The organism is Psychrobacter sp. CX16 (assembly GCF_057396245.1).
In genome coordinates this window covers 36,936-62,176 of sequence record NZ_JBXYJF010000005.1, presented here as the reverse complement: position 1 = coordinate 62,176, position 25,241 = coordinate 36,936, and the positions used below count along the sequence as shown (strand labels likewise).

27 protein-coding genes are annotated in these 25,241 nt (G+C 41.0%); 15 read left to right on the top strand and 12 right to left on the bottom strand.

Features of this window, described 5'->3' with window-relative positions; translation table 11 throughout:
* Positions 1-10: 10 nt before the first annotated feature.
* From AC2SLM_RS03160 to epmA, 3 genes are all read left to right on the top strand, one after another.
* Positions 11-1,132 (top strand): 4-phosphoerythronate dehydrogenase, encoded by a 1,122-nt coding sequence (locus tag AC2SLM_RS03160; RefSeq protein ID WP_486551953.1) that lies wholly within the window; start codon positions 11-13, stop codon positions 1,130-1,132.
* An 84-nt stretch (positions 1,133-1,216) separates the two neighbouring features.
* Positions 1,217-2,446: an META domain-containing protein gene (locus tag AC2SLM_RS03155; RefSeq protein ID WP_486551952.1), complete on the top strand. Its 1,230-nt coding sequence runs from the start codon at positions 1,217-1,219 to the stop codon at positions 2,444-2,446.
* A gap of 70 nt (positions 2,447-2,516) precedes the next feature.
* Positions 2,517-3,506: an EF-P lysine aminoacylase EpmA gene (epmA, locus tag AC2SLM_RS03150; RefSeq protein ID WP_486551950.1), complete on the top strand. Its 990-nt coding sequence runs from the start codon at positions 2,517-2,519 to the stop codon at positions 3,504-3,506.
* 112 nt (positions 3,507-3,618) lie between these two features.
* Here the strand turns inward: epmA and AC2SLM_RS03145 are convergent, their stop codons facing one another.
* The 7 genes from AC2SLM_RS03145 to AC2SLM_RS03115 form a co-directional block, all read right to left on the bottom strand.
* Positions 3,619-3,819 carry an anti-sigma factor family protein gene (locus AC2SLM_RS03145; protein ID WP_486551949.1) on the bottom strand — a complete coding sequence of 67 codons (201 nt, stop codon included), beginning with the start codon at positions 3,817-3,819 and terminating at the stop codon, positions 3,619-3,621.
* Positions 3,820-3,980: 161 nt separating this feature from the next.
* Positions 3,981-4,607 carry a sigma-70 family RNA polymerase sigma factor gene (locus tag AC2SLM_RS03140; protein ID WP_486551948.1) on the bottom strand — a complete coding sequence of 209 codons (627 nt, stop codon included), beginning with the start codon at positions 4,605-4,607 and terminating at the stop codon, positions 3,981-3,983.
* 356 nt (positions 4,608-4,963) lie between these two features.
* On the bottom strand, positions 4,964-5,635 hold the full coding sequence (locus AC2SLM_RS03135) for an HvfX family Cu-binding RiPP maturation protein (RefSeq protein WP_486551947.1): 672 nt from the start codon (positions 5,633-5,635) through the stop codon (positions 4,964-4,966).
* Positions 5,636-5,817: 182 nt separating this feature from the next.
* Entirely contained in the window at positions 5,818-6,816 is a 999-nt protein-coding gene (locus AC2SLM_RS03130) for an HvfC family RiPP maturation protein (protein ID WP_486551945.1), read from the bottom strand.
* Positions 6,803-7,846, bottom strand: coding sequence for an HvfB family MNIO-type RiPP peptide maturase (locus tag AC2SLM_RS03125; RefSeq protein WP_486551944.1), 1,044 nt, complete (start codon positions 7,844-7,846; stop codon positions 6,803-6,805). The genes AC2SLM_RS03130 and AC2SLM_RS03125 overlap by 14 nt, the downstream gene beginning before the upstream one ends.
* Positions 7,847-7,922: 76 nt before the next feature.
* Positions 7,923-8,213, bottom strand: coding sequence for an HvfA family oxazolone/thioamide-modified RiPP metallophore (locus tag AC2SLM_RS03120; protein WP_486551942.1), 291 nt, complete (start codon positions 8,211-8,213; stop codon positions 7,923-7,925).
* 112 nt (positions 8,214-8,325) lie between these two features.
* Entirely contained in the window at positions 8,326-8,553 is a 228-nt protein-coding gene (locus tag AC2SLM_RS03115) for an HvfA family oxazolone/thioamide-modified RiPP metallophore (RefSeq protein ID WP_486551940.1), read from the bottom strand.
* Between the two features lie 398 nt (positions 8,554-8,951).
* Here AC2SLM_RS03115 and AC2SLM_RS03110 point away from each other — a divergent pair, with 398 nt between their 5' ends.
* A complete protein-coding gene (locus AC2SLM_RS03110; RefSeq protein WP_486551938.1) occupies positions 8,952-9,419 on the top strand; it encodes a GNAT family N-acetyltransferase in 468 nt (155 codons plus the stop codon).
* 87 nt (positions 9,420-9,506) lie between these two features.
* Here AC2SLM_RS03110 and AC2SLM_RS03105 read toward each other — a convergent pair whose 3' ends face one another.
* The 5 genes from AC2SLM_RS03105 to AC2SLM_RS03085 form a co-directional block, all read right to left on the bottom strand.
* On the bottom strand, positions 9,507-11,150 hold the full coding sequence (locus AC2SLM_RS03105; RefSeq protein WP_486551936.1) for an RNA-binding domain-containing protein: 1,644 nt from the start codon (positions 11,148-11,150) through the stop codon (positions 9,507-9,509).
* A gap of 43 nt (positions 11,151-11,193) precedes the next feature.
* Complete coding sequence (locus AC2SLM_RS03100; protein ID WP_486551934.1) at positions 11,194-11,643, bottom strand: YaiI/YqxD family protein; 450 nt, start codon at positions 11,641-11,643, stop codon at positions 11,194-11,196.
* Positions 11,643-12,920 carry a 5-(carboxyamino)imidazole ribonucleotide synthase gene (locus tag AC2SLM_RS03095; RefSeq protein ID WP_486551932.1) on the bottom strand — a complete coding sequence of 426 codons (1,278 nt, stop codon included), beginning with the start codon at positions 12,918-12,920 and terminating at the stop codon, positions 11,643-11,645. The genes AC2SLM_RS03100 and AC2SLM_RS03095 overlap by 1 nt, the downstream gene beginning before the upstream one ends.
* Before the next feature lie 203 nt (positions 12,921-13,123).
* On the bottom strand, positions 13,124-13,681 hold the full coding sequence (gene purE / locus AC2SLM_RS03090) for a 5-(carboxyamino)imidazole ribonucleotide mutase (protein WP_486551930.1): 558 nt from the start codon (positions 13,679-13,681) through the stop codon (positions 13,124-13,126).
* Positions 13,682-13,838: 157 nt separating this feature from the next.
* Complete coding sequence (locus AC2SLM_RS03085) at positions 13,839-14,888, bottom strand: metallophosphoesterase (protein ID WP_486551929.1); 1,050 nt, start codon at positions 14,886-14,888, stop codon at positions 13,839-13,841.
* Positions 14,889-15,115: 227 nt separating this feature from the next.
* Between AC2SLM_RS03085 and AC2SLM_RS03080 the strand changes: the two genes are divergently transcribed.
* From AC2SLM_RS03080 to AC2SLM_RS03030, 11 genes are all read left to right on the top strand, one after another.
* Positions 15,116-16,348, top strand: a complete 1,233-nt coding sequence (locus AC2SLM_RS03080; RefSeq protein ID WP_486551928.1) for an MBL fold metallo-hydrolase — start codon at positions 15,116-15,118, stop codon at positions 16,346-16,348.
* 160 nt (positions 16,349-16,508) lie between these two features.
* Positions 16,509-17,066, top strand: a complete 558-nt coding sequence (locus AC2SLM_RS03075; RefSeq protein WP_486551926.1) for a DUF421 domain-containing protein — start codon at positions 16,509-16,511, stop codon at positions 17,064-17,066.
* Between the two features lie 147 nt (positions 17,067-17,213).
* On the top strand, positions 17,214-18,542 hold the full coding sequence (locus AC2SLM_RS03070) for an FUSC family protein (RefSeq protein ID WP_486551925.1): 1,329 nt from the start codon (positions 17,214-17,216) through the stop codon (positions 18,540-18,542).
* Positions 18,543-18,713: 171 nt separating this feature from the next.
* Positions 18,714-19,421, top strand: a complete 708-nt coding sequence (locus AC2SLM_RS03065) for a ZIP family metal transporter (RefSeq protein ID WP_486551924.1) — start codon at positions 18,714-18,716, stop codon at positions 19,419-19,421.
* A 77-nt stretch (positions 19,422-19,498) separates the two neighbouring features.
* Positions 19,499-20,209, top strand: coding sequence for a hypothetical protein (locus AC2SLM_RS03060; protein ID WP_486551923.1), 711 nt, complete (start codon positions 19,499-19,501; stop codon positions 20,207-20,209).
* Between the two features lie 27 nt (positions 20,210-20,236).
* Positions 20,237-20,434 (top strand): hypothetical protein, encoded by a 198-nt coding sequence (locus tag AC2SLM_RS03055; protein ID WP_486551921.1) that lies wholly within the window; start codon positions 20,237-20,239, stop codon positions 20,432-20,434.
* Positions 20,388-20,546 (top strand): AbgT family transporter, encoded by a 159-nt coding sequence (locus tag AC2SLM_RS03050; RefSeq protein ID WP_486551919.1) that lies wholly within the window; start codon positions 20,388-20,390, stop codon positions 20,544-20,546. Before AC2SLM_RS03055 ends, AC2SLM_RS03050 begins: the two co-directional genes overlap by 47 nt.
* Before the next feature lie 295 nt (positions 20,547-20,841).
* The gene (locus tag AC2SLM_RS03045) at positions 20,842-21,438 is read left to right on the top strand and encodes a hemerythrin domain-containing protein (protein WP_486551918.1); all 597 of its coding nucleotides are present in this window, start codon (positions 20,842-20,844) and stop codon (positions 21,436-21,438) included.
* A gap of 214 nt (positions 21,439-21,652) precedes the next feature.
* Positions 21,653-21,919: a hypothetical protein gene (locus AC2SLM_RS03040; RefSeq protein ID WP_486551916.1), complete on the top strand. Its 267-nt coding sequence runs from the start codon at positions 21,653-21,655 to the stop codon at positions 21,917-21,919.
* A 478-nt stretch (positions 21,920-22,397) separates the two neighbouring features.
* A complete protein-coding gene (locus AC2SLM_RS03035) occupies positions 22,398-23,459 on the top strand; it encodes a PTS sugar transporter subunit IIC (protein ID WP_486551915.1) in 1,062 nt (353 codons plus the stop codon).
* A gap of 251 nt (positions 23,460-23,710) precedes the next feature.
* Positions 23,711-24,697: an NAD(P)-dependent oxidoreductase gene (locus tag AC2SLM_RS03030; protein WP_486551914.1), complete on the top strand. Its 987-nt coding sequence runs from the start codon at positions 23,711-23,713 to the stop codon at positions 24,695-24,697.
* Positions 24,698-25,241: the final 544 nt, after the last annotated feature.

Below are 25,241 nucleotides of genomic sequence, written 5' to 3'. Positions count from 1 at the left end.
ACGCACTATTATGCTTACCATTTTAGCAGACAGTAACATTGCTCATTTACATGATTATTTTAATGAAAAGGTTATACAGCATCCGGTAAAAGTCATTGATATGGCGGGTCGTGATATTAATGCTGAGGCGATAGAGCAGCATCAGCCAGATGTGCTGTTGATTCGCTCGGTTACTCAGATAACGCCACAGCTATTAGACAGCAATAGCAGCGTTAAATTTATTGGCTCAGCGACTATCGGTACCGATCATGTCAATGAAGGTTATGTCAGTCTAAGAGGTATCCGCTTTGCCAATGCGGCAGGGTGTAGTAAGCATTCAGTGGCGCAGTATGTGATGACTGCTATTTTGCAGTTGCGTCCAGAATACTGGTTAGATGATGCCAGTAAATTAAATAAATCTGTCAAATTAGGCATCATTGGTTTGGGTAATATCGGTACCACACTGGCCCGTTACGCGCTTGATTTGGGCTGGGAAGTGTTGGGTTATGATCCGTTTCAATCGAGAAACGTGATTAATAATGCCAGCTTTGATGAAGTGATTAATAACAGTGATGTCATCAGCTTACACGTGCCATTGACCCTGCTGGGCTATAGTGAGTTGCCTACCCAGCATATGATTAATAGTACTGTTTTAGAAAAAATGCCGGCAGATACAATGCTAATTAATACCTCACGTGGTGCTGTGGTCAATGAAGCAGATTTATTGGCGGATTTGGATAAAAATCCTGAGCGTCAGGTTGTGCTTGATGTGTTCGAACATGAGCCAACCGTTAGTGCCGAGTTATTGAATAGATTAACGATTGCTACACCACATATTGCAGGCTATACGCTTGAGGGTAAATTGCGTGGCACGCAGATGATTTTTGATACTTTTGTACGCTCTTATGGCGAGAGGGGTGCAGATATCTTGACTATTAAAGAGCAGAACTTAATGGCTGATTTATTGCCTGATAATCCATTTCAGTGGCAGCAGCTAAAAGATAATCCGCAACAGCTGACTGAGTTTTATGATATCAAAGCCGATGATAAGCTGTTTAGAGGCAGTGTCGATAGCAGTGAGCAAGCTGTACCTGCTAAGGCGTTTGATGCCCTTCGTAAAAACTATGCGCTACGCCGTGAATGGCTGTTCTAATTAAACGTCATGCATTAGGGTAGTTTCAATTAAGAGCTATTTACTAAGCTTGGCTTATCGGAGTAGAGGATGAAGAGGTGTAGGGTGAAAGGATGCTTTGGTTATAAGGTTCTATTGTCAGCAATACTACTGATAGGGTCTTATAATGCATTAGCTGCTGATACAATTGCTTCTGAGAGCTCTGATAACCTAAATCAGACTCGGCAAAACGTAGCGCAGGATGTTGAAAGTATTAAATCCGTTATTACTAGCAATGACGCTATTATTGTTGAGCCCTCGGCAACGCCTAAGTACCCTAAGCCGCCAAAGCTAACTTACGAGCAGGCACCGTTTTCGTTGGTTAATCGCTACACATGGCAGTTGGTAAACGTCGAAGATTCAAAGCAAAACTTAGCGCATGACCATGTTAAGTCTTTGACGCTTGATATTCGCCCAAATAAATTGGTGTTTAACGATGCCTGTCAGCGATATGATGTTTCATTTTTGGATGATTTATCGGGCGACTTTCCGTATAGCTATAATGATATCAATACGAAATCAACCTGTCAGAGCAAACAGCCTGATAATCAACGCATAGCATTATCAGAGCTTAAGAAGATATTGAGAGAAACCGACCCACATCAGTATATTTCAAGAAGATTTGGACTACAGTGGATAAACAGTGATAACCAGCTCGCGGATATGCCTAACGCTGCTGCCAGTAAGTTACCACAAACGGCATATTTAGCCATCAGCTTAGACATGCCTTCCTACCCTAAAAGCACGACACGTATGATTTTTAAGGGGGCGCTAAAGCCTATTGTTAAGCCAAATGGTGTTAATGCCTTATTAAGTAAAGACTTCCTTGAAGACTATAACTGGCGATTGCGTCAAGCGCTTGATAGTAGTGGTCAACCTATCGAAGCGTTTGGTTATGCGGATATTCTGATACTTGGTCGGTTTGATACGGCAAAGCGTGATTTATATACCAAAGCCACATTTTCCTACGCCAGCTTTTCATCGGACTGTAATGGCATCGGCGGCAATTATGTGTTGACCCCAGATAATAATCTACTGATTGGCTATGGGCCGCAAACGCTCATGGGGTGCAGTATGATGCGTGAAAAAGCAGAAGATACATTGCGAGAGCTTATTCATCACTCAACCAGTCATTTAACCTTAAATTATTATGCCAATGCTAAACACAGCAACGATGAGGCGGATAAAAATGCTCAAGCTAAAACATCAAATGGCACTTATATGTTAATTCAAGACTTTGATACCGGTGAGCAACTGATATGGGAAGCGGTCGATAAGCCGTCATATTCGCAGTAGTAGTTGAGTTTGGTGTCTTAACACACCCTAAGCATTCAGTTCAAAATAACAGGATACGGCAAAACAAACCATGTCGAATAATCATATCGCTCAGCCAATAGATTATCACCCAACCATGAGCTTACCGATGGCACAAAAGCGGGCGCAAATGTTGGCAACGATACGTCAGTTTTTCGCAAAGAGAAACGTGTTAGAGGTACAAACGCCTCTGCTTTCTCAAGCGGGCAATACAGATGTGTTTGTGCCGTCAATTTCTGCCAATATCACCCTGCAAGATACCCCAAGAACTTATTACCTTCATACCTCACCAGAGTTTGCCATGAAACGAATGTTGGCAGCTTGGCAAGTGGCGATTTATCAGATTTGCCCTGTATTTAGAGATAATGAGGTGGGTCATCGTCATAACAGTGAGTTTACGATGCTTGAGTGGTATCGTCCTGGATTTAGTCTAAATGAGTTAGCGTTAGAGTTGGCTGAATTACTTACTGTGGTTTCTGACCGTGTGCAGGTGCTAACCCATTACAGCTATAGCCAAGCGTTTATGGATTATGCGGGTGTAAATCCGTTAAGTGCCAATTGCCATGTTTTGTCGGCCATTGCAGAGCATAATGGTCTGTCTGGTATCGATTTGGGGGAGGATCATCAAGGGTGGCTGGACTTATTATTTAGCCATTTAGTAGAGCCTAATTTGGGTCACGATATGCCAACTATTATCACCGATTATCCACCGGCAACTGCGGCTTTGGCTAAAATCGAAACGGATAGTGACGGTAATAAGGTTGCCAAACGCTTCGAGTTATATATCAATGGCATTGAGATTGCCAATGCGTATGATGAATTGGCAGACAGTCAGGCATTAAGGGCACGATTTGAGCAGGATAATATTGAACGGACTCAGCGAGGGTTGCCTGTTATGCCAATCGATGAGCGTCTATTGGCGGCTTGCGATGCGTTGCCAGCCTGTAGTGGTATTGCGCTCGGTATTGATAGGCTTCTTATGGTGATGACGGGTGCAAAAAGTATTGATGAGGTGATAGGGTTTGGTGTGGATAGGGCTTAGTATGCCAGCCATTCGACAATTTCAAGTAATGAACCCTTTTAAGTCATTAACCCTTTAAGCCATGAAGTAGCATATATACTGACCTTTTTCGATAAGTTGATAGTTAGAGGTACTATTCATTTTCAGAGGGACTGTTAGTATCTTTGGATTGAAAGTCTTTCATGATTTTACTTAAGGTCTTACTGTTGTCATAAAAGGCACGACATCCTGGACATAATAACAGATGGGAGTGCAGTTGTACTTTTTCAGTCAGGCGTAATGGGCGCTCTTGTCCATCACTGGCTATTTGGGTAATACGTTTACAGTTTTTCATAGTTTATGTGGCCTTAATTTCGATGAATTCTCTACAGTTCTCTAACGTTATTTTTAGTTTTTCGAGTTTGAGGCATGTTTAATAGTAGAATAAACGGTTTTACAACAGAACTGGTATTCTAGTTAACCCTTATACAAGAGATCTGTTATCCAATAGAGCTGTTATTCGTCAGCATAGTTAAACCATTTTATTGACAAACAAGTCTGAAGACCTAGGCGTGCTCGATGCATTAATACATAATAATTACTGCTACTTATGCAAAGCGTTTCACAGATCTCTCGGGTCTCAAGCTCGATATATTCACGCATCAAAAATGCACGGGCCTGTTCACTAGGCAGATTGGTTAAGCAAGCTTCGAGCACCTGCCAAAATCCCTCAGAATGGACATGGGCTTCAGGGTCACACCAACTGTCATCAAATTGACTCGGCTTACACTCTGGATACCAAGACCCTGCCTCATCAAATAGGGCATCCAATAAGCTATCCCCATTGCCATCGTTACTCTCTTGGAGGCTCGATATCGTGGAGTATTTACTGTTTTTGCGAATATTATCAATAATTTTATTTTTTAAAATGGCAAATACCCAGCTTTTAAAAGCCGCATTGCCTTTAAATTGACCACTATATTGCAGCGCTGAGAGTAACGCATCTTGAACCACATCTTCTGCCAAGTGATAATCGTCTAATTGCAGGCGAGCAAACGCAAGCATTTGATGACGAACTGCTTCGACAAACTGCGGGGTAATACTAGAATGCTCCGGGACAGGAAGCTGACTCACGTCGTTCATTTTAGCAGCTCTTATGTGTACCGTTATTGGACAAGTTATCGGGTACGGTTGTTAAGGTGTAGGGTATAGATTTAAAGGGCTAGGCATAATCAAAATCATAAGTAAAAGTATAAGTACGCTAATCTCAACTTAAAGTATAAGCTGTAGATTTTGCAAGGTTTAGCTCCCTTCCTTTTCCAAAGGAAGGGTTGGGGATGGATTTTCGGGAAAAATCCCCCTAAATCTCCCTTTGAAAAAGGGGGACTTGCCACCCTTTTCAGTATTTTTCAATAAATTAACAAAAAGTACTGTTGATAATTCAGTTATTAATATTGCTAGCTATTAAGTTTAGAATTTTAGGCATAAGTATAAGCTAACTATGCCATGTAACGATACTGGCGCTTAGAGGCAGAAGGGTTTAGCCAATAATCTAAACTGACATAACGACCCGCGCCATAAAATAAGGTGACCAGTAGCATAACAGTATAGGTTGCTGCAAACTCAATGCCGTTGTTTAGTATCACAAAATTACCCGTTTCGGTTAGCCAGTCATAATTACCATGAGTTTGCAAAATTTCTCGCGCTTTATCCAAGCGTAACGCCGCCTCATTGGTATTCTCTAAACTGGCCTCACTGCCCCAAAAGCCAAACGTATTCATTAGGCTAGAAAGGCTGGTTTCTGGATTGGTCGGGGTAATGGCGTACCAGCCGTTGACCCAATGGACGCTAAACATCGCTACCAGCATGGTAATAATCAAGGAGAATGACACAAAACGGGTGCCTAGTCCTAATAATAACGCAATACCACCCACTAATTCTGCCAAAATAACAAGTACCGCCATTAGCGTCGGCATTGGCAGTCCTAATCCCCAGTCACTATTACCAAACCATTGTACGATGTCATCAAAACCTGTGACTTTATTCCAGCCGGCACTGATAAAGATAGGCGCAAGGTATAAGCGTATCGCTAAAGGCGCAATAAAATCTAATGATTCTAACCGAGAAATAACAGCGTTAAAGGGTCTAAGGGTGTTGCTGGCAAAGCTCATAAAATACTCTCAATGTTTGAAAAGGGTTCTAAATATTTGGACGGTTAGGACTTAAGCATAATGAAGACTATAGCGACTGGGTATCATTTATTTACACTGTCTGAAAGGTGGTGCCAGAAGTTTAATAAATAATTCCCAGTCTGCTATCACCTAGCTGCTATAAACAGTTAAATACAGTTATTCTAGTAAGTCCTAAGTTTTTTATCCGGTATTGGTATTAAAACCTGCTGATCCACTAGCTGATGAATTAAAGGTAAGCCAAAGGATACTAAAATCTGCTCGTCGTCATATCCTAAGTGGTTAGCAAACGCTTGCATTAATTTGGTCAGCCCATTGTCTGTTGCTTCAATTGGGCTATAGTTATTGACATAGCTACTGACAAAGTCAATGAGGGCATAAGTGAGCGCATTGACCGTCATAAACTGTACTTTATCTTGATAATCTCTATACACCAAATAAAAACTGTCTTCAGGACTATTGGGCTGAAACTCTGCGCTAATAAGATGTACCGGCCACTGATAGTGTAAGTTTTGAACGCTTGGATTTATGCTTAAATAGCTTAAGCCCAAATCGTTTAAATATAGATCGCTGACATCAAAAGCTGATTCATTAAGTGGTTGCTCAATGTCAACTGTCGGAGCGATACTCGGCATAGCCTCAAGAATATAGGTGTCGACCATAAGTTCGACCCATTCATAATGTGCTAATTCGGCAAAATACGGCGGAAGCTCTAATAATTCTAATACATTAGGTTCAGATAAATATTCAACAAAGTGCTGGTTAATCTCTGTGAAATAAGGACTATGGCAAGGATGCTTAAGGAAAAACTGCTTGCAAATATATAGCCATTTATCATTACTAATCAAACTTTGGCAAACGGGAAAGCATTTATCTAAGAAGCCCCGTATGTTATTAAATACAAGAGTTTGATATAAATTGCCAATACGACTGGGAATGGATGCTCCGTTTGCGAGGGTCACATTTGTGAGAGTCTCGTTTGTATGAGTCTCGTTTGTAAGATATGGCGAGGCACTGTCTGAGTTGGGATTATCGATCCCAGTCTTTTGTTCTCGTAAATATTGACCAAAATTTTGCTGAAACTCTGCCAGAGGTGAGGTGGCTATTGATTTAGAAGCTACCGAGGTATCAGCGCCAGCAGAGATAACTTTAGATAAGGACATGCTGACCGTCCTTAGTCTGCAGGCCTTGATCAGCCTGATGACCAAACAATGACGGATTGGTTAACGTCGCCTTTTGGGCAGAACTCGTTTGTGGCTTATCTGACGTATGTGATTGCAACTGCAATTGGCGAATATAAGTCACTTCTGCAATCAACTCATCCATACTTGGAAAATTGAAATCGCGCTCTAAACAAGTCGGTAAGGTGCTGGCAGGACGTCCTGTTTTTTGCTCGATAAGAGCATAAGCGTCAGATAATAACGCCCAAACAGGATCAATCACGCTCGCACCATGAGTATCTACAATAAGTCCATCCTCTTCAGTATGATGCCCCGCCACATGGAGGTAGCAGGTACGCTCAAGTGGCAGTTGCCGTAAGTACTCATGCGCATCAAAGCCAAAGTTTTGACTATTGACATAAATATTATTCACATCCAAATGCAATAAGCAGTCTGCCTCATTGGCAACGGCACTGATAAACTCGGCATCGCTCATATCACAGCCGATGCCATTCGTTGGGGGACTAAAGTAATAAGAGGCGTTTTCAAAACCAATTTGCTGACCCAAAATATCTTGTGCCTGCTTAATTCTATTAGCCACCCAATGTACCGCTTCCTCAGTACAAGGGATAGGGAGCAAGTCATATAAATGCCCTGATGTGTCGCTACACCAAGACAGATGCTCGGTGTATAGCCCGATATCATGGGTCTGCATAAAGGCTTTGATATTTTTTAAAAGTGCGATATCTAAAGTGGCTGTGCTACCGATTGATAGCGACAAACCATGACAAACAAAAGGATGTTGTTCGGTAAATGATCTTAACTGCTTGTGGTATTGACCGCCCATTTGACCGTTAGAATTTAACCAGTTCTCTGGTGATATCTCAAAGAAATCGATAGCAGACAGGTCGGCATTACGCATCTCTGCTAAAAGCTCACGACGAAACCCAAGCCCTGCACCGCCCAACTGTTTTATAGGTTGTGCAGTGCTATCTTTAGAGGGAGTACTTGAGCTAGAGAGTGGTAACGTCATAACGGTCCTTTATTGATTTTATTACAAGGGTAAAATAGACCTTCTACCCAATAGTAGTTTGTTCAATTAACCAATGCTATTTATTGCCACCACATTTGGCTTCGCCGCACTTGGCATCCATTTTTTTGTCTGCACCGCACGAACTTTCGGCTTTTTTATCGGCACCACAATTGCCTTCAGCACTTTTTTCAGCACCACATTTGGCTTCGGCTTTTTTATTAGCGCCACATGACCCTTGATGGGCTTTTTCGCCATTTTTGTAGCCTGAATCCATTGAATTAGCAGAAAAAGGATTGGTTGATGTACAGCCACCTAAGGTAACTAATGAGCCTAGGGCTAAACTTGCAACGATTGATTTGGTATTCATAATAATATTCCGGTTTTAATAAGATTGATTGGTTTAATTTAACTATTTAGATTATCGACTGTTTTAATGTACGACTGACCAAAAGGGTAAATTGGTTTTAACAGTAGAGGCGCTATTTACTGCCGCCACATTTGCCTTCGCCACATTTGGCATCCGCTTTTTTGGTAGGTTTTTTGACTGTGCCGCATTTGCCTTCGCCGCATTTAGCGTCTGCTGCCTTACTGTCACTTTGGTGAGCGTTTGGCATAGGTTTGGCATTAAAAGGATTCGCTGCATTGGCGCCACTCATAGTCATAAGTGAACCTAATGCCAAACTGGTAATAAGTGCTGATTTTTTCATGATGTATTCCATTGATAGGGTTAAATAATTGATAGGTGATAACAGTCTTAAAACTTATGGCCCTTTCAATGATGTCGTACTCAAATCAATGGCAAGTTATTTGTCTGTTATTAATTAGACGTCGCACGGGCGACTTTTCTTACACTTATTTTCAATTTTTTTAGATAATTATTTTCAAATTAATATAAGTATTTGATTTATAATGTTTTTTATTTTTAAATAAAAACGATTAATCGAATGAGTTGAGGGGTGAGCGCAGTATTTGTAGGAATAATTAATGGGAATTGTGAAAGGTGAAAGGTGAAAGGTGTGTTACTAAAGCAACTTAAAATAGAAAAGTCATTTATAATAGGAAAACGACTTAAAATAGGAAAACGACTCAAAACAGGAAAGCTAAGATGATTGAACCCGCAAAAATAGCAGATGCAAAAGAAATTGCAATTGTAATTAGGGAGAGTATTCTATCCTGCGTTGCTGATCATCAAAATGATCCTGTCACAATTGAGCAATGGCTAGCGAATAAAACGCAAAGTAATGTCGAACAATGGATCAGCAACAATTATGCATTGGTTTATAAGTACGATGAGCAGATTGTTGGTTTTATTTTAGTGTCCAAAAAAGGTGAGGTGTTGCTCAATTATGTGAATCCTGATTGCCAAGGTCAGGGAATAGGCAAACAATTATTGAATAGAACGAAAGAAGACTATATTCAACAATGCATAACAGTGCTTAATGCGGAATCAACTTTAACAGCAAAGCCATTTTATTTAGCCAATGGATTTGAGGTAGTTGATGAGGTGTTGGAAAATGGACGAGTGGTTGCACACCGGATGGTGTTGAGCTTAGACGAACTTAGACGAACTTAGACGAACTTAGACGAACTTAGACGAACTTAGACGAACTTAGACGAACTTAGACGAACTCAGTTAGAATAGTTCTGTCGTGTACCTTGCTTACTTTCTAATTAAAGCCCATCTACGATCACTAACAACCTCCACTTTGCCATCATGCCTTAAAGCTTGAAGAAGGTTTTTAATTTTATGTTTTTTTTGAGAGAGGGATAGAATATCGGGTAGTTTGTCAATTAACAGCTCTTCTATCTGGTTGCGTCTTGCTGGCTCTGTCTGTAAAAAACGTAAGATCATATCCTTACAGAAATCATCATCTATTGCCCTTCTTTTATGATATTCAATCGTAGCGTCTGTAGCTTTAGACAACGTTTCACTTATATAAAGGTTCGGCATTCGACCTTCAATCCAGCCCTTATTTCTTAAGTATTTAATTTGATCTTTATTTAAATCATCAGATTGCTGTTTATATATTTTATCCAATAAAAATATATCGTTCAAAGTTAACTCTGGTTGCGAGGCAAGTTTAATTGCATATTCCAAATCCAGCATATGACCAATAATAGTCACTGCTACCGAACGATCTTTGAAATTATAGTCTGGAAGGGGGAAGTACTTTTTACGCTGAATAGTAAACATCTTTTTAATACCACTACCCACAGTATCTATCATCCCAAAATTTTTCATGAGTTCGACTAGATAAGGGTTTTGATAGTAACTTTCAGGAGCATCAGCAGTAATAACATTCTCAATACTTTTTGGTATAAAACTGCCTTTATTTTTAAATAACAAACTATGGTTATCATTTTCTACCACTGTAATTCGTGCACCGACATTATAGTCCTGATGAGCAATACAATTATTTAAAGCTTCGCGAATAATGTAAGGATCATACCTATCGACTTCATCTGGAAATAACGTTCCGTGAGGAATATAGCGATATTTTAAATTTCTAATTCTTCGGAAGACTTTATCTACGGCAAGTAGAAAAGGTGGCCTAAAATGTTCATAATCTTGTTCTATATTATCTACGTCTTTTAATATCCATGTAATTGTAGGGTCTAAGGGTGATAAGTAATGGCTTGATTCATCCTTACCCACTAAAAGTAGAGCACCATAAGTTATCTGACCTTTAATGGCCAGTTTAGATTTATTCAGAAAAGTTAACGTATCCCAGTGCTGTCCGTCTTCACGTAAACTAGGATGTTTTTTAAAGAACTGTTCTTTTGCGACAACTAAGGCATTTTCATCTAAATCATCGATAGTCGCCTCAGGTTGAATACGTTTAGCCCAATCCGGTTTAGACTGCGAACGAATAAAATCTATTTCACCCAAACTTAGAGGATTTAAGCTAGAGCCTTCACGACCATAATAATGACCTTTAAAGGCAATAGGGGTTGATATTGGCGCAGGCGGTATCTCAAATAAAATAATGCGCCGATCATGCAGGCTAACATCATGAATATGTTTAAAGGTATGACGTGAGGTGGTCTGTGAAGCTAATTCTTGATAGAGGCTATTTAAGTCATGATGTTGTTGACGATATTTTGTTCCTACAATTTGGCGTTTATCATCAATACCAAATATTAACCAAGCGACTGGCTTATTTTTGATATTAGCTTCATTCGATAGAGCGCTAAAATATTTGCCAAGTTTATCAAAATCATACGAGGTTTTGGCTTCTTTGAACTCTACGACTTCATTTTCTGGGTTAAGTAGCAAGCCTTCAAGTTGTTCTTTAATCATCATAATTATTATCCCTGAAAATAAAGGCTTAAACCAAATAACTTTTTTAGCGCACCAGCTTATTTAACCCATCGGCAAACATCTTTTTATCTTTATCAGAATAGGGCTTTTGACCGCCCATTTGAGTCAAGTCCAGTACGCCTGTTGAGCGCATAGTGTCCATAAAGTCTCGCGCGTTCAGCTTTTGTTTGATATTATTTTTATCATAGATAATCCCATGTGGCGTCAGCACCTGACCACCATTATCGAGCACATCATTCGCCAAAGGAATGTCACTGGTAATCACCAAGTCGCCTTTTTCGATATTATCGGCAATATAATCATCAGCCACATCAAACCCAGAACCAACCACTTTCATGGTAATTAGAGGTGATTTGCGTACTTTTATGACCTGATTGGCGACAAAAATCGCAGGGGTATTAGTACGCAAGACGGTTTTAGTAATTAAGTCTTTTACCACCAAAGGGCAGGCATCAGCATCAATCCAAATTTTCATTAGATATCCTTAGGTGGTAATGACTCAGTGACTGGTTCTGGGGTAGATTCTTTGAGAGGCTTTGACTCAGTTAAGGCATGGTCGTCCATGCCTACTTTATTAGGCAGGATAGATATTAACCGCTTTAATGCAGGGTTTAAATACACCACATCGTTTGGCATCAAGGTAATATGAGCAATTTTGCGGTCAGCACGCTCTTCTTTATGGTAAGTATGGTAATGAGCACCATCGATAGCCAGTACGTCTGAGACGTCAGGATATTCACCCAATACATTGACCATAATTGAAGGGTGCACATTGTCTGTATCACCCAATGGTAAGCCAACCACGGCACGGATATGATTTTCAAACTGGCTGGTAACAGCGCCTTCAATGCTCCAGTGACCTGAGTTGTGTACACGTGGTGCAATCTCATTGGCCAAAATCACATCATTGTCGTCTTCGTCTTTACTGACAAACAACTCAAGGGCCATAGTCCCGACATAGTCAAGATGGGTCATTAGCTTTTCAATAGCACTTTGTGCTTCTGGTAATAAGTGACTGGTACCCACTGCCGGTGCGTGAGAGGTTGCTAATATACCGGTATGGTGGTTGTTTTCTACCAAGTCGTAAGTACGAATGGTGCCATCTTGGGCGCGGGTAGCAATGATAGATACCTCACGGTTAAAGTTAATAAACCCTTCTGCTATCAATGGGGCGGGGGTAGGGGTTAAGTCACCTTCACCACTCACCGCATCACCTAATGCTTTCCATGCCTCATTAATGTCAGCTTCTGTTTTCACCATAAACTGACCTTTACCGTCATAACCGCCACGGCTGGTTTTTAGTACCAGTGGCAAGCCAAGCGTGTTGCTCGCTTCTTTGAGCTCTGCTTTTGAACTGACACTCATAAACGGTACAGTTTGAATATCTAGCTCATTAAATAATGTCTTTTCGCTCAAGCGGTCTTGAGCTACCTCCAGCGCTTGTGGTGGTGGGAACATACCTTGTTTTTGTCCCGCTTCAGACATTTGCTTAAGGCGCACAACTGTATCGGCAGGCGTGTTCTCAAATTCTAAAGTGAACACGTCGGCCGCAGCGATAAAGTCTTCAAGTTGCTCGTTGGTAAACACTTGACCATACAATGACGCAGGGCAGTTTGGCGCGTCTTCTAAAAACACACAGCGATAGCCAAGGGGTAAAGCGGCTTCTGCCAGCATCATACCGAGTTGACCGCCACCAAGAATACCGATAGTGCGGATAGATTGGGTTGCAGGATAAGCATTAGCTGTTGTCATAGTTGACTCTTAATACAATGAAATTAGGTGAATTAAAAATAAGTAAATCTGTTATCTTAAGAATAAATTAGGTTAATGACAGAAAAACAAAAAGGTGCCAATAGCACCTCTTTGTTATATCGTCCTTTATGCCAATCAATTAAATGAATAGGCATATTGTCGTACTATTTACTGTGACTATTTAACTATTTACAGCAGGTCTATTAGTTAATGATACCTGGTGTTGGACTGGCTAAAATAGTATCTGTTTGTTTTTGACGGAACTCAACCAGCTGCTTAGCAAGCGCTTCATCATGCAGTGCTAAGATTTGTACCGCAAGCAGTGCTGCGTTATAAGCACCGGCTGTACCAATCGCTAGGGTGCCAACGGCAATGCCTTTTGGCATCTGAACGATAGACAACAAGCTGTCCCAGCCGCTCAGTGTTGATGATTTAACAGGTACGCCCAGTACTGGCAGCTCAGTTTGACTGGCACACATACCAGGTAGGTGAGCCGCACCGCCGGCACCTGCAATAATGACTTGTAGACCTTTATCTTTGGCAGACTTGGCGTAATCAAATAGCTTGTCCGGTGTCCGGTGTGCAGAAACCACGTCACATTCGAACGCCACACCGAAGTCAGCCAGTAACTGCGCCGCCAAGCTCATGGTTGCCCAATCTGATTGCGATCCCATAATGATACCGACTTTTGGGGTGCCTTCAGGGGATTGGATAGGCCCTATCGCTGAGTCAGACTGTCTGTTATTGTTGGCAGTAGTCATTGTGTGCATTTCCTAACAAAAAACATCCATAATACAAAATTTCTGTTCCAATAAAAAGTAGTTTTTTAAAAAGTAGCTAAAAACAGTCTTTCTAACTACAAACTCTAAAGGCTACTTTAGGGCATACTTTTAATGGACATTGTTCAAATGGCTGTTATCAAAGTGGCTGGTCTTCAATATATTGTACAAAGTTATCGGCTGAAAGTGGTAACGGATTCTCGGTATCAAATTGATAGGCGGTTAAGTAACCGTTACCAGCCGCTGAATAATCAGTACATACTACTTGCGGGCTTAACGGTTCTGGCGTCCCAGTTAGCCAATAGTGACCAATAAATACTGGCTTATCTGTTTGTAGCTCAAAGTCGACGTGCTCAATAATGGCATCTTGAGGCACTTGTGCTAAATCTGCAGAAGCAGCACGTGCGATGTCTACAATGCGCTGCGATTGCAAATCCTTTAACCACCATCTGACCCGCATACGTCGTCGAACTGTACCATCTTTGTCAGTCACGCTAATACCGTCGGGTAAAGGTACTTCAACCCCTTTTAGTACGCGCTCTAAAGCATCATAAGCCTCTGAATCCTTTTGACCTGTTTGTTGCAGAGCTTCAGGAGTAAGGCGGTTGTCATTGGTTAGTAACGGTTTTAGTTCTGCCATCTTATCGACATCCCAGCAGGCATGAACAAAACAAGCGTGTTCAGTCTCAATCCATAACGGGAGTTCATAAAAACGGGAAAGCCAATACGCATGAGCTTCTGACCCAAACGGAATTTCCTCTAAAAACGCCCGATGTTGACGGGTATGGGCGGTATTATGACTACGCAAATAAGTTTTGTTGTCAATGTTTGGCTGGTCTGACTTAGTATTGTCTGATTTAGTACTGTTTAATTGAGGAGCATCTAAATTATTCTGTGAACTGCCTAACTCATTAAACGTGGCATAGGCAAGTGCGTTATACTCATGATTGCCCATAATAGCGTCTGCCACATTGGCATCTAACATAGCAAACACAATTTGCAAGGTTTCTAGCTCTTCAGGACCTCTATCGATTAGATCACCAATGAATATTGCCCGATGTCCTTCAGGGGGATGATAATAGTCTATAGCTAATGAGGGATGATGAGTGAGGGTATAACCTAAAAGGTCAAGTAGACCTTTCAGCTTATGGGCATGCCCATGGATATCACCAATAATGTTATAGATCATATAAATGTCTCATTGTGATTACTTAAATTGACTGCATAATAAAGTTATGTTGAACTGTCACTATTTAAGCTTTTTATCTAAACCTATCATCTAAAAATAATGACGATTTAGATTGGGTAATGATTGAACTCTCAGGTAATCATTGGTCAAGCTATGCTTTGAAGATGACTGTTTCAGATACCTTAGTATAACGCACTACACACACTCTACGGTCGGATTTTCCTGTTATGCATATCTTCTTATTGGTTATTAAGTGGTTGGTGATTATTATCATTATCCTGATGATTTTAACCCTTTTATTTTTAAAGTTTGCGCCAACGTTTGGGGGTAAGCCCGATTCCGATAGCCAGTCTCGCATTCAATCGTCACCAAATTTTAATGGTGAGATGTTCGTTAATTTAACCCAAACGCAGGCGAGTACGGTTGATTTCTCCGGTGTCCTTAATGGCGAGTCTGCTAAAAATAGTAATGTGCTATGGGAGTTTTTATTTCCGCCAAAAGGTAAAAACCCCAGTCAACCAATCAAGACAATGCCATTAAATTTAATCGCTGATTCTATTGATCCAAAAGACAATTCTTTGAGCGCTGTGAAACAAAGTGCTGCGAACACCACTCTAAAAAACGGTGAGTTTGTTTGGTTAGCTCATTCTACGGTATTGTTTAACATAGCCGGTAAAACGCTGATTACTGATCCAGTTTTCCATCGAGCATCGCCTATTCCTATTGGTGCCAAGCCTTTTGATATGGCACCTATGCCTAGCGTTGACGACTTGCCTTATATCGATGCGGTACTTATTTCGCATGATCATTATGATCACTTGGATTATAAAGCCATCAAGCAAATGAAAGATAAGGTTGGTCAGTTCTATGTACCTTTAGGCGTTAAGGCGCATCTGCTTCGTTGGGGTGTGGCGGAGTCAAAGGTTAACGAATATGATTGGTATGAGAGTACAGAGATAGCTGGGAGCGATGGTCAAGCTATTACGATTACATTTACCCCCAGTCGTCATTTTAGTGGTCGAGGTATTACGGGACATCGTGAGACATTATGGGGCAGTTGGGCGGTACAGTCGCCTGAGTTGTCGGTATATTTTAGTGGTGATGGTGGGTATTCTACTGAGTTTGCGAAGATTGGTGAACGCTTTGGGGGTTTTGATATCGCCTTTATTGAAGATGGGGCTTATAACGAACACTGGCGAGAGGTGCATATGCTCCCAGAGGAGTCTGCCCAAGCGAGTATTGATGTGCAAGCCAAAGTGATTTTGCCTATACATTGGGGCAAGTTTGACTTGTCTACCCATGAATGGCGGGAGCCTGTGAGACGCATTACATCAGCCATTGATACTCACAATAGCACTCAGCCTGAAGCGGATAGAATCAAGCTTGCCACACCACTGATTGGACAAGTTTTTGATTTAGATAACTTACCTACCTCGCCGTGGTGGGAACAACAAGAGTAGGTTATGACAGTGAATAGTGAATAGAGTCATCAGGTGCTAATAATATTAAAGCGTGACACATGACTACAAAATAGCACTATGACTGTTAAAGAGTTCACTAGCTTGATAATGTTACCCTATATAGATAAAGATTAAAGTCTGTTCAACATTGAGGGAAAATATGGATTGGTCAAAGTGGTTATTTATAGATTGGGAGGTTGCTCTGGCGGTGGTACTGTCGGCAATCGTGGTCTACTTCGCTATTATCGTTTACTCCAGAGTGATGGGGCTACGTAGCTTTGCTAAGTTGTCAAGCTATGACTTTGCTATGACGGTCGCCATGGGTAGTATTTTGGCGTCTACTATTTTGTCGAAGTCGCCTGCTTTGTTAAAAGGTCTGCTGGCGATTGCGATTTTGTTCGTATTGCAGGGTTGTATTTCTGTGATACGCCGGAAATCAATCGCCTTTAGAAGGCTGGTTGACAATCAGCCTATCGTCTTGATGGCGCATGGTGAGTTTAATTGGGACAATATTAAAGAAGCCAAAATGTCGAAAAATGATTTGCAAGCAGTGCTGCGAAAAAATGGCATCAAGTCTACTTCTGAAGTATTTGCTATGGTGATGGAGACGACGGGCGATATGAGCGTGATAAAGACCAGCGACACGCCAGCGGATATTGAAATATTTGACGATATTCGAGATTATGAATTAATTGTTAATCATAAAGATTTTAAATAAGCTTGCTAAGGGATATAGGGCAACGTTAAATCTATAATTAATATCGTGTAAGACTATCCAAAAGTGGCTTTGCTTTTGCAGAAACTACTTTTAAAAAACCGTGTAACTAAAAATGGCTGTCTAAATTGCTTTTGGAAATAACAGATTGTGGAAAATAAGTCTCTAAAACAACGTCTAGCTGCCCTTTTTGTCGAGCCTTATGCCCGCTACCAAAATGCGGACTTGTTGCATGCTTTGCGCATTGGTTTAGCCGTTGTGACGGCGTTAATTATCAACCAAGTGACGGAACTACCGCATGGTGAGTGGACGACAATTACCGTCTTTATCATTTTGGGGCTACTGCAATATCAAGGGGCGATATATACCAAGGCTATTGAACGTATCGCTGGCACCGCTCTAGGTATTATCATAGGATTGGTATTATTATTTTTGAACCATAATATGCTAAGTGAGCAATGGCTATATTATTTGGTAATAGGGATGGTGAGTGCCATCATTGGCTATTATGCCATTCGCCAACTGGGTTATATCGGTATGTTGACGGGTATCACCATGTGTATGATTATCTCAAGCACCAGTAATGTCGGTGAAGATGGGCTATACCGTGCGTTGAATGTCATTATTGGCACACTGATATCGGTGGTTGCGACCGTTATTTTGCCGCTTAAATCCACCTTGATGTGGCGTTTTTTATTAGCCAATAATCTTGAAGCCTGCGCGCAAGTATACGATGGGGTAGGGCTGCACGTTCAAGTGCCTAATGATCAGCAGCAGCTACACCCACCATCAATAGAAGCTTTAGCGCCGACTATCAAGGCAGCTTCTATACAAAAAGAAGACTTAGCCGATCATATCTTAACCCCTAGGCGAGAATCGAGAGTGGATCTTGGTGCCACAACGATTACGTCAATAGGCGAGCTAAGTGATACTACTATAGGTAGTCTAGTGAATGATGATATGGTCCAACGTCTCAAAAAGATTAACCAACGCCTGTTAAAAGTACGTGCTCATATTGCTGCCACTGCTAATGAGACAGGTATCGATAAACAAACCCTTGATCAAATCCAACGTATGCATCGTAATATTATTGGCACTATCGACTTATTATTAAGCGCTGCTCCAACATTAAACCAGCACCCTATCGATGGGGATAATCGTATCTTACTGGCACATTATCATTCTGAGTTAACACAAGCCATGCGCCATATGGCGGCCGTCTTGAGAAGTCCTAGTGATGAGGTATTTCGCCCTATTACCCGTATTAAAGTATCCGATTATCCGAGTATTCACCAATTAGGTTTTGAATGGCAGGGTTATTTTTGGCTGACTCAAACTCTACAAGGACAGTTACAAAGCTTAAGTGACTTACTCAAAGAAAGTAAAGCACAATGGTATGCAGCTTCAGGGCTACGCTATCAGCGACAGGAGCAGCGCCGTATTCATGCTCATGGTGGTGAGAGTAATTTGGATGTTTAAGCAGGTTTGTTTTGTCGTGCTAAGCTAGAAGTTCGTTTAGGGTGCAACTAACCTTATAAGCTCAAGAGATATGCTCAAGAGGACAAATTCTGTTCGCTGGCCCTGATGCCATGAACAAAGTGCTTATGAACATACAGGATTTAATGATTCATGTTTTAAAAGGATATTAACATGCCACTGCAGTTATTAATGTTTGCTGGTTTTTCAGGCATTACGGTATTAATTGGTGGTTTGCTAGCCTATCAGTTTGATCATCACGTCAAAAAAAGTCTATTTAAAGATCAATGTGTGCATACTCTGATGAGCTTCGGTGCAGGTATTATTTTGTCTGCAATTGCCTTAGTTTTGGTGCCCAAAGGCTTAGAGGAGCTAAGTATCATAGGGTTGGCGAGCTCATTTTCTATTGGAGCTATTTTGTTCATGCTGATTGATCGCTATCTGGCAGCCAAAGGTGGACAGATGGCAACCTTGCTCGCGATGTTAATGGACTTTGTCCCTGAAGCGATTGCGCTGGGCGCCGTATTTGCGATTAAGCCGGATATGGCGATGTTGTTGGCGATATTTATCGGTCTGCAAAACTTGCCTGAGTCGTTTAACGCCTTTCGTGATTTAGTACACAACGGCTTTGGGGTCAAAACTACTTTGGTAATTTTCTTTGGTCTTAGCTTTTTGGGCGTAATTGGCGCATTAATCGGCCATTTATTTCTAAGAGGTTATCCTGTGCTTACTGCGCATTTAATGACCTTTGCTAGCGGCGGTATTTTATATTTATTGATTCAAGATATTATCCCTGAGAGTAAGATGATTAATAATTACCACACCTCCTTGGGGGCAACGCTTGGATTTTTGGTGGGTATCGTTGGTGAAATGATGATTTAAGGCAGTCATTAATAAATTTCTATTCGTTATTTTCTAAGACTTCGTCGTCGATAAGAGTAATGACAGAAGGCGCCTCTATGAACTATTTTGAACAAAAGCAGCAAAAGATTAACCAGTTTGTGGCCAAGGCTAATGAAACCTTAGGCGATGATCCCTTGTGCTATACCGGTGATTTTATTACCGGCCAGCCAGTGCGTCCGGATATTTTGTTTGTCAGTATCAATCCTGGGCACAGTAATCGAGAGGACTGGGGCGATATTGAAGCGCGCCGAGCACAAGCGGTGGTTAAAGATTTCGAAGTAGTGCCGTGTAAGTATATTGCAGATGTGGCTCGTGGTAGCCGTTATGCCAATCGTATTGTTGATGTGATTTGTCAGGGCGATATCAGCCGCTTAGAGCGCTGTGCTGAGACCAGCTTTGTGTCTTACTTCGCCGCACCAAAAGAGGCAGTATTACAAGCGCAATTGGCAGAATTATCTGATGAGATGCAGGTCTTACACCATGAGCTGACCCAATTAGATATCGAGCAAATAAATCCCAAACACATCTTATGTATGGGATGGCGTTCATTTGATCGGTTTTTAGAGCAGTATGGTGAGGGTAATGAAGTTACTGTCAAGAAGCTGCCGCTAATGGGTAATATGGAAGCATATTATGCTGTAACCGAAGTGGCTGGCGTGACTGTGCACGGGTTACGTCATTTATGTACCAAACTTACTTTAGAGATGAGGTCGCATTTATCAGAGATATTCACTGATATTTGGGCTCAAATAGAGTCAAATAAATAACTGCTCAGCTACATATAACTTTGCCTAATGCAAACTATCTTTGTACCTGTACCTGTACCTGTACCTGTACCTGTACCTGTACCTGTACCTATGCTGATGCTAACCGGTTATGCGCCTGAGATGATCCAAGCTGCATACCGTATTGATTGGTGGTTCAACTACCAATATTATCACGTCAATGATGAGCTACATTGGTCTGATTCTTGCGGTTGCAATGCGTTATAAGAGAGACTCCGGTGTCGGTACGTTAGTGGCGATGATGTTGCCATATTCGATGCTGTTCTTAACAGCATCAATAATGAGCCCTCACGTTGTTGAGGGCTTTTTTTATGCATAAGCAGTTTGATTTAATTGAAATGACTACCGACTCCGTTAGCTTATCAATTAATAAGCTTGAGAATACAGGTAATTTGATTTTCAGTAAATCAACCCTATATATATACTACACACTGATACAATTAGATTTAGTATTATTAACAAATTGTTTGTAGAAGTGTCGGGTTATTTAATTTATATTAATCCTATAACCTGCTTTAAGACCTTAACTTCCAAGTAGAAGGTCGTAAGTGCAATAAGCGGTTCTAAGCAACTTAAGTAATAGGTGCTTACTCTGTTTAGAAAGGAGAACAGCAATGAGTAATACCATTCAAAATCCAGATACCCAAACCAAGAGTGATGACAAAAAACCTGCTGTGACGCCGCGTCATCCTGAGAGCCGTTTGGACCCTGATTGGTTATTTCTTTATGAGAAACTACCGCCAAATCAATGGTACTCCTCCGATTATGCTTACAAAACGTCGGGTTGGCTTAATGTTCATACCAACATTCGCAAGCGCCAACGTATTTTAAAGCAGCTAACAGAAGAGCATTTGATGGGGGCGCTAAACTGGCAAAACTATCGCTCGCAAGTATTGCAGCGTATTAGTATGCATGTCTTGAAGCTACATCAGCATCACAGTGTCGAAGACCATGGTTTCTTTCCTGACTTTGTGAGCTCTTATCCTCAACTTAAAAGAGGCTTTGAGATATTGGAGCGTGACCATGTCAAGCTCGATGCGTTATTGGATGATTTGCTGGCACTAAATGACGAGCTTGTGAAAGCGGACAATGAGGATAAAGGGCTTGCCGAGCGCTTACATAAAAACTTAGTAAGCGGCACTGACTTTCTGTCTCAACATTTAACCGATGAAGAGGATTTAGTGATTCCTATTCTAGGACTGCGTCAGTAAAATTTTTGGTCCTTTGCTAGATTACTGCTTTGATAGATTACTGCTTTGCTTGTTTGCTGCTTAGTTCGCATAGCTTGTTGTTGAAAACGTACCCCTAATCGTTTAATAGCGATAAGGGGTTTTTGATTTATAGGGCTTTTGATTTATTTTGAACTACTTTTATTGTAGAGTTGATAGCTTAAGATATCAAATTCAGTCAAAGAGATTAAATAATATGAAAAATATTACTAAGCAAAAGCTGTTTGGAGCCGTATTTGGTTTTATAGGCTATCTTATATTTCTGGCAATCTTAAACTCGGGTAACAATACCCCGTTTTCAGAGTGGCCCACGGAAGCCTTCCTCAATTTACAGTTTAGCATCGGTTGGTTAAGTCCATTGCCAGACTGGGCTGTCTTCATTGTAAGTTGCTTAATTATATTGGGCATTATTCTTGGGTTTAATAAATTAGGTCAATGGCTTTATCGCAAAGTTGCTGGTTAAGCGGTATTAATTTAGCCAGTAGTTTAAATATAATTTACTAGCCCAGCTTCTACTACGTCGTTTTGATATTAATATTAGCGTACCTCTTATCTAGCTAGGATTTTGATCCTAGCTATTTTTTTGCTGATTATTTTTATTTGATTGTTATCAGTAAGTAAATTGAACAAATTTAGTCACATACGAGAGTTATTATAGTAACTATCGATCAACTCTCAAAAAATTATAGTCAGCGAACTACTAAACGGTTACGGCGTTAACCTCGTTAAGCCTACTCTAGTAGTACTTGCACTCGGTTGCCTTGTAACCATTTTAGAGTTCTTTGACTATAAATCCATACTGAGAATGAAATATTTAACTATAAGAAATATTTAACGATAAAAAGCTGTATTTATCATTAGTTAAACTTCATTTACAAGGACGACTAAGCCTTATTTTTACTACTTTTTTACAATGTAATAGGCATGATAAAGGTAAATTTATGAAAGACAAAAAATCCATAACTACCAAAGAGTTTATCAATGATGTTTTAGTAGGGATGAGCACAGGTATAGTGGTTGCCTTGATACCTTGGGCACTACTGGGCAATCTGAGTCAAGCCTTGATCCCCCATTTTGCCTATGCAAAAGATATCTTGGCTGTGGTCACACTGGCCATGTCGCTATTACCGATGGTTATCGGGGTGTGTATTGGCATGTCATTTAAGTTTACCCCGATTCAAACCAGCTCGATCGGGATTGCGACGGTGATCGGATCCGGTGTCGCCACATTGTCTGATAGTGGTGGATTTATATTGTCAGGCACCGGCGACGTGATTAATGCCGGTATTACTGCCGCCATTGCCTCACTGGTTGTTATCCTTTGTGGCAATCGTTTAAAGGCCTATACCATCTTACTGATTCCTATTATCGTCATCCTAGTGGCTGGCGGTTTAGGGTTAGTGACCCTACCTTTTATACAAGAAATTACCACGTTAATTGGGCGTTTTGTCCAAACCTTAACCTCACTACAACCCGTTTTAATGGGCGTTACCATTGCTATTTTATTTTCTCTGCTAATGATGTCTCCTGTCTCTACAGTAGGCATTGCTGTTGCTATTAGCTTAGCTGGGGTGGGCTCAGGTGCGGCCAATTTAGGGATTACCGCAGCGGGTTTTGGGCTTGCTATCATGGGCTGGCAAGTTAACTCGCTTGGTACCTCGTTTGCACACTTTTTAGGTTCACCCAAAATTCAGATGGCAAACTTTGTTAATAAACCCATTATAGCGATACCAGTTATCCTAAATGCAGCTGTACTGGGGGCTATGGCAGGTATCTTTGGCATATCAGGCACGCCTATCAGTGCAGGCTTTGGCTTTGCCGGATTTATTGGCCCAATATCCGCGTTAAATACCATGCAAGGCGGATTTAGTAATCAAAATATTATTGTGGTGGTGATGGCCTTTTTAGTTATCCCCATTGTATTAGCTATCGTGTTTAAGCTACTGTTTACAAAAGTCATTCCCATAGTGAAGGACGAAAATTACGAAATTAAATTCGAATAAATAGCATAGGATTTACGCACGAGTAGATATTATGGCAACGGGTAATCATTTATGAATCCTCTGAAGGTAGAGCCAGACGCTTCATAAATAATAACCAGTTGCCTTTAAAGCCATAAAATCGTATTTTTACGTAAGTCCTATAACAATAACCAGTCAAAAAACAGTCAAGTTTTAAAAGTCAAATTCTGAACTCTAAATAATAAAAACAAACATCCAAATCAAAACATATAACCACACAACAAGGAAAAGTCATGAAAGTTATCGCTTATAGCGTGCGTCCAGATGAAGAGGCCAGCCTCAAAAAACATAGCGAATCATTGGATATTGAACTCACTATTGTCAAAGACATGCTAACTCCAGACAATGCCGATCAAGTCAAAGGTCATGATGCTGTTACCTTTTTAGGCAACGATAAAGTAAATAAAGAAACGCTAGAGATTATTCACAAGCACGGTGTGAAATATATCTCATCACGCGCTGCGGGCTTCAACAATATTGATATAGACACTGCAAAAGAGCTTGGGATAAAAGTCGCTAATGTCGCCCGCTATTCCCCTTATGCGGTTGCCGAGTTCACTTTAACGCTTGCCTTTACCATGCTACGTAATCTACCGCGAGCGTTAAAACGTATTCAAGCGCAAAACTACAGCTTAGCGGGTCTAATCGGACAAGAAATGCGCTTTCAAACGGTGGGGGTGATTGGTACAGGTCGTATTGGGCTCACTACAGCCAGTATATTCTCAGGCGTTTGCAAGCGTGTCATCGCCCATGATGTTTATGAAAACCCTGAGGCAAAAGACATTGTCGAATACGTCGAATTAGATGAGCTATTAAAAGAGGCCGATATCATCGCCTTGCATTGCCCTTATACCAAAGAGACGCATCATCTCATCGATGCAGAAAAGCTCGCACTGATGAAACAAGACGCCATATTAGTCAATACAGCAAGGGGCGAATTGGTAGATACGTCAGCACTGATAGATGTACTAAAGACTGGAGCTATCAAGGGCTACGCTGGCGATGTATACGAAAAAGAAGTCGGCATCGTGCACAGAGACCACACTAATAGTATCATTCCAGATCCCATGTTCCTTGGTATGATTAATATGCCAAACGTCTTATTCACCCCGCATTACGCCTTTTATACCGACATTGCGGTCGATAACATGGTCGAATACGCCCTACAAAACCTATATAACTTCTATCATGGCAAGGCTTGTGACAACGAAATTGTCTAAGGTTAAATTGTTGTTCGTTTATCTTTAATAACCGATCTCGCTTTAGTAGCTGATCTCGCTTTTCGTTACTATCTGCTTGTCTAGACGAAGCAGCTGCTAAGATAGGGGTTGTCTCTTACTTCGTGAGCCAACCCCTATCAAGCATCGACAACTCGTCTCGCCAAGCAGTATATCCACTTCAATCGAGGCTAAACAGCCTTATCAGGGCAGAGTGCATTTTACTTATTTAAATCGTGGGATTCGCTACGTCTGCGCTTACATACCTAGTAATTGACGTTTAATTTTAGTGTTTAACTCATCCAAACCGTGGGTTTCGCTACGCTACACCGCACGTTACGCACCATTTACTCAACTATTATTTGATTATTATAAGGACTTACGCAAACAATAGGTGGCAACTGACCTCATTATTAGCACTATTAGCTGTGCCTTATTTTCGAAACTACCCTTCTAATAAAAATAGCGATGGACTTATTTTCGAAAGTACCCCTCTAATGAAAATTGCCAAGTGTCTTTCATAGTCTTATAACCTATTTTTGAGAGT

Coding starts and splice junctions, on each gene's coding strand:
- AC2SLM_RS03075 (WP_486551926.1), top strand. CDS start 16,509: ATGGATTGGTCAAAGTGGTTATTTATAGATTGGGAGGTTGCTCTGGCG.
- purE (WP_486551930.1), bottom strand. CDS start 13,681: ATGACTACTGCCAACAATAACAGACAGTCTGACTCAGCGATAGGGCCT.
- AC2SLM_RS03035 (WP_486551915.1), top strand. CDS start 22,398: ATGAAAGACAAAAAATCCATAACTACCAAAGAGTTTATCAATGATGTT.
- AC2SLM_RS03030 (WP_486551914.1), top strand. CDS start 23,711: ATGAAAGTTATCGCTTATAGCGTGCGTCCAGATGAAGAGGCCAGCCTC.
- AC2SLM_RS03065 (WP_486551924.1), top strand. CDS start 18,714: ATGCCACTGCAGTTATTAATGTTTGCTGGTTTTTCAGGCATTACGGTA.
- AC2SLM_RS03045 (WP_486551918.1), top strand. CDS start 20,842: ATGAGTAATACCATTCAAAATCCAGATACCCAAACCAAGAGTGATGAC.
- AC2SLM_RS03055 (WP_486551921.1), top strand. CDS start 20,237: ATGCAAACTATCTTTGTACCTGTACCTGTACCTGTACCTGTACCTGTA.
- AC2SLM_RS03060 (WP_486551923.1), top strand. CDS start 19,499: ATGAACTATTTTGAACAAAAGCAGCAAAAGATTAACCAGTTTGTGGCC.
- epmA (WP_486551950.1), top strand. CDS start 2,517: ATGTCGAATAATCATATCGCTCAGCCAATAGATTATCACCCAACCATG.
- AC2SLM_RS03125 (WP_486551944.1), bottom strand. CDS start 7,846: ATGACGTTACCACTCTCTAGCTCAAGTACTCCCTCTAAAGATAGCACT.
- AC2SLM_RS03095 (WP_486551932.1), bottom strand. CDS start 12,920: ATGACAACAGCTAATGCTTATCCTGCAACCCAATCTATCCGCACTATC.
- AC2SLM_RS03160 (WP_486551953.1), top strand. CDS start 11: ATGCTTACCATTTTAGCAGACAGTAACATTGCTCATTTACATGATTAT.
- AC2SLM_RS03080 (WP_486551928.1), top strand. CDS start 15,116: ATGCATATCTTCTTATTGGTTATTAAGTGGTTGGTGATTATTATCATT.
- AC2SLM_RS03105 (WP_486551936.1), bottom strand. CDS start 11,150: ATGATGATTAAAGAACAACTTGAAGGCTTGCTACTTAACCCAGAAAAT.
- AC2SLM_RS03085 (WP_486551929.1), bottom strand. CDS start 14,888: ATGATCTATAACATTATTGGTGATATCCATGGGCATGCCCATAAGCTG.
- AC2SLM_RS03050 (WP_486551919.1), top strand. CDS start 20,388: ATGATGAGCTACATTGGTCTGATTCTTGCGGTTGCAATGCGTTATAAG.
- AC2SLM_RS03120 (WP_486551942.1), bottom strand. CDS start 8,213: ATGAATACCAAATCAATCGTTGCAAGTTTAGCCCTAGGCTCATTAGTT.
- AC2SLM_RS03135 (WP_486551947.1), bottom strand. CDS start 5,635: ATGAGCTTTGCCAGCAACACCCTTAGACCCTTTAACGCTGTTATTTCT.
- AC2SLM_RS03115 (WP_486551940.1), bottom strand. CDS start 8,553: ATGAAAAAATCAGCACTTATTACCAGTTTGGCATTAGGTTCACTTATG.
- AC2SLM_RS03100 (WP_486551934.1), bottom strand. CDS start 11,643: ATGAAAATTTGGATTGATGCTGATGCCTGCCCTTTGGTGGTAAAAGAC.
- AC2SLM_RS03140 (WP_486551948.1), bottom strand. CDS start 4,607: ATGAACGACGTGAGTCAGCTTCCTGTCCCGGAGCATTCTAGTATTACC.
- AC2SLM_RS03145 (WP_486551949.1), bottom strand. CDS start 3,819: ATGAAAAACTGTAAACGTATTACCCAAATAGCCAGTGATGGACAAGAG.
- AC2SLM_RS03130 (WP_486551945.1), bottom strand. CDS start 6,816: ATGTCCTTATCTAAAGTTATCTCTGCTGGCGCTGATACCTCGGTAGCT.
- AC2SLM_RS03110 (WP_486551938.1), top strand. CDS start 8,952: ATGATTGAACCCGCAAAAATAGCAGATGCAAAAGAAATTGCAATTGTA.
- AC2SLM_RS03040 (WP_486551916.1), top strand. CDS start 21,653: ATGAAAAATATTACTAAGCAAAAGCTGTTTGGAGCCGTATTTGGTTTT.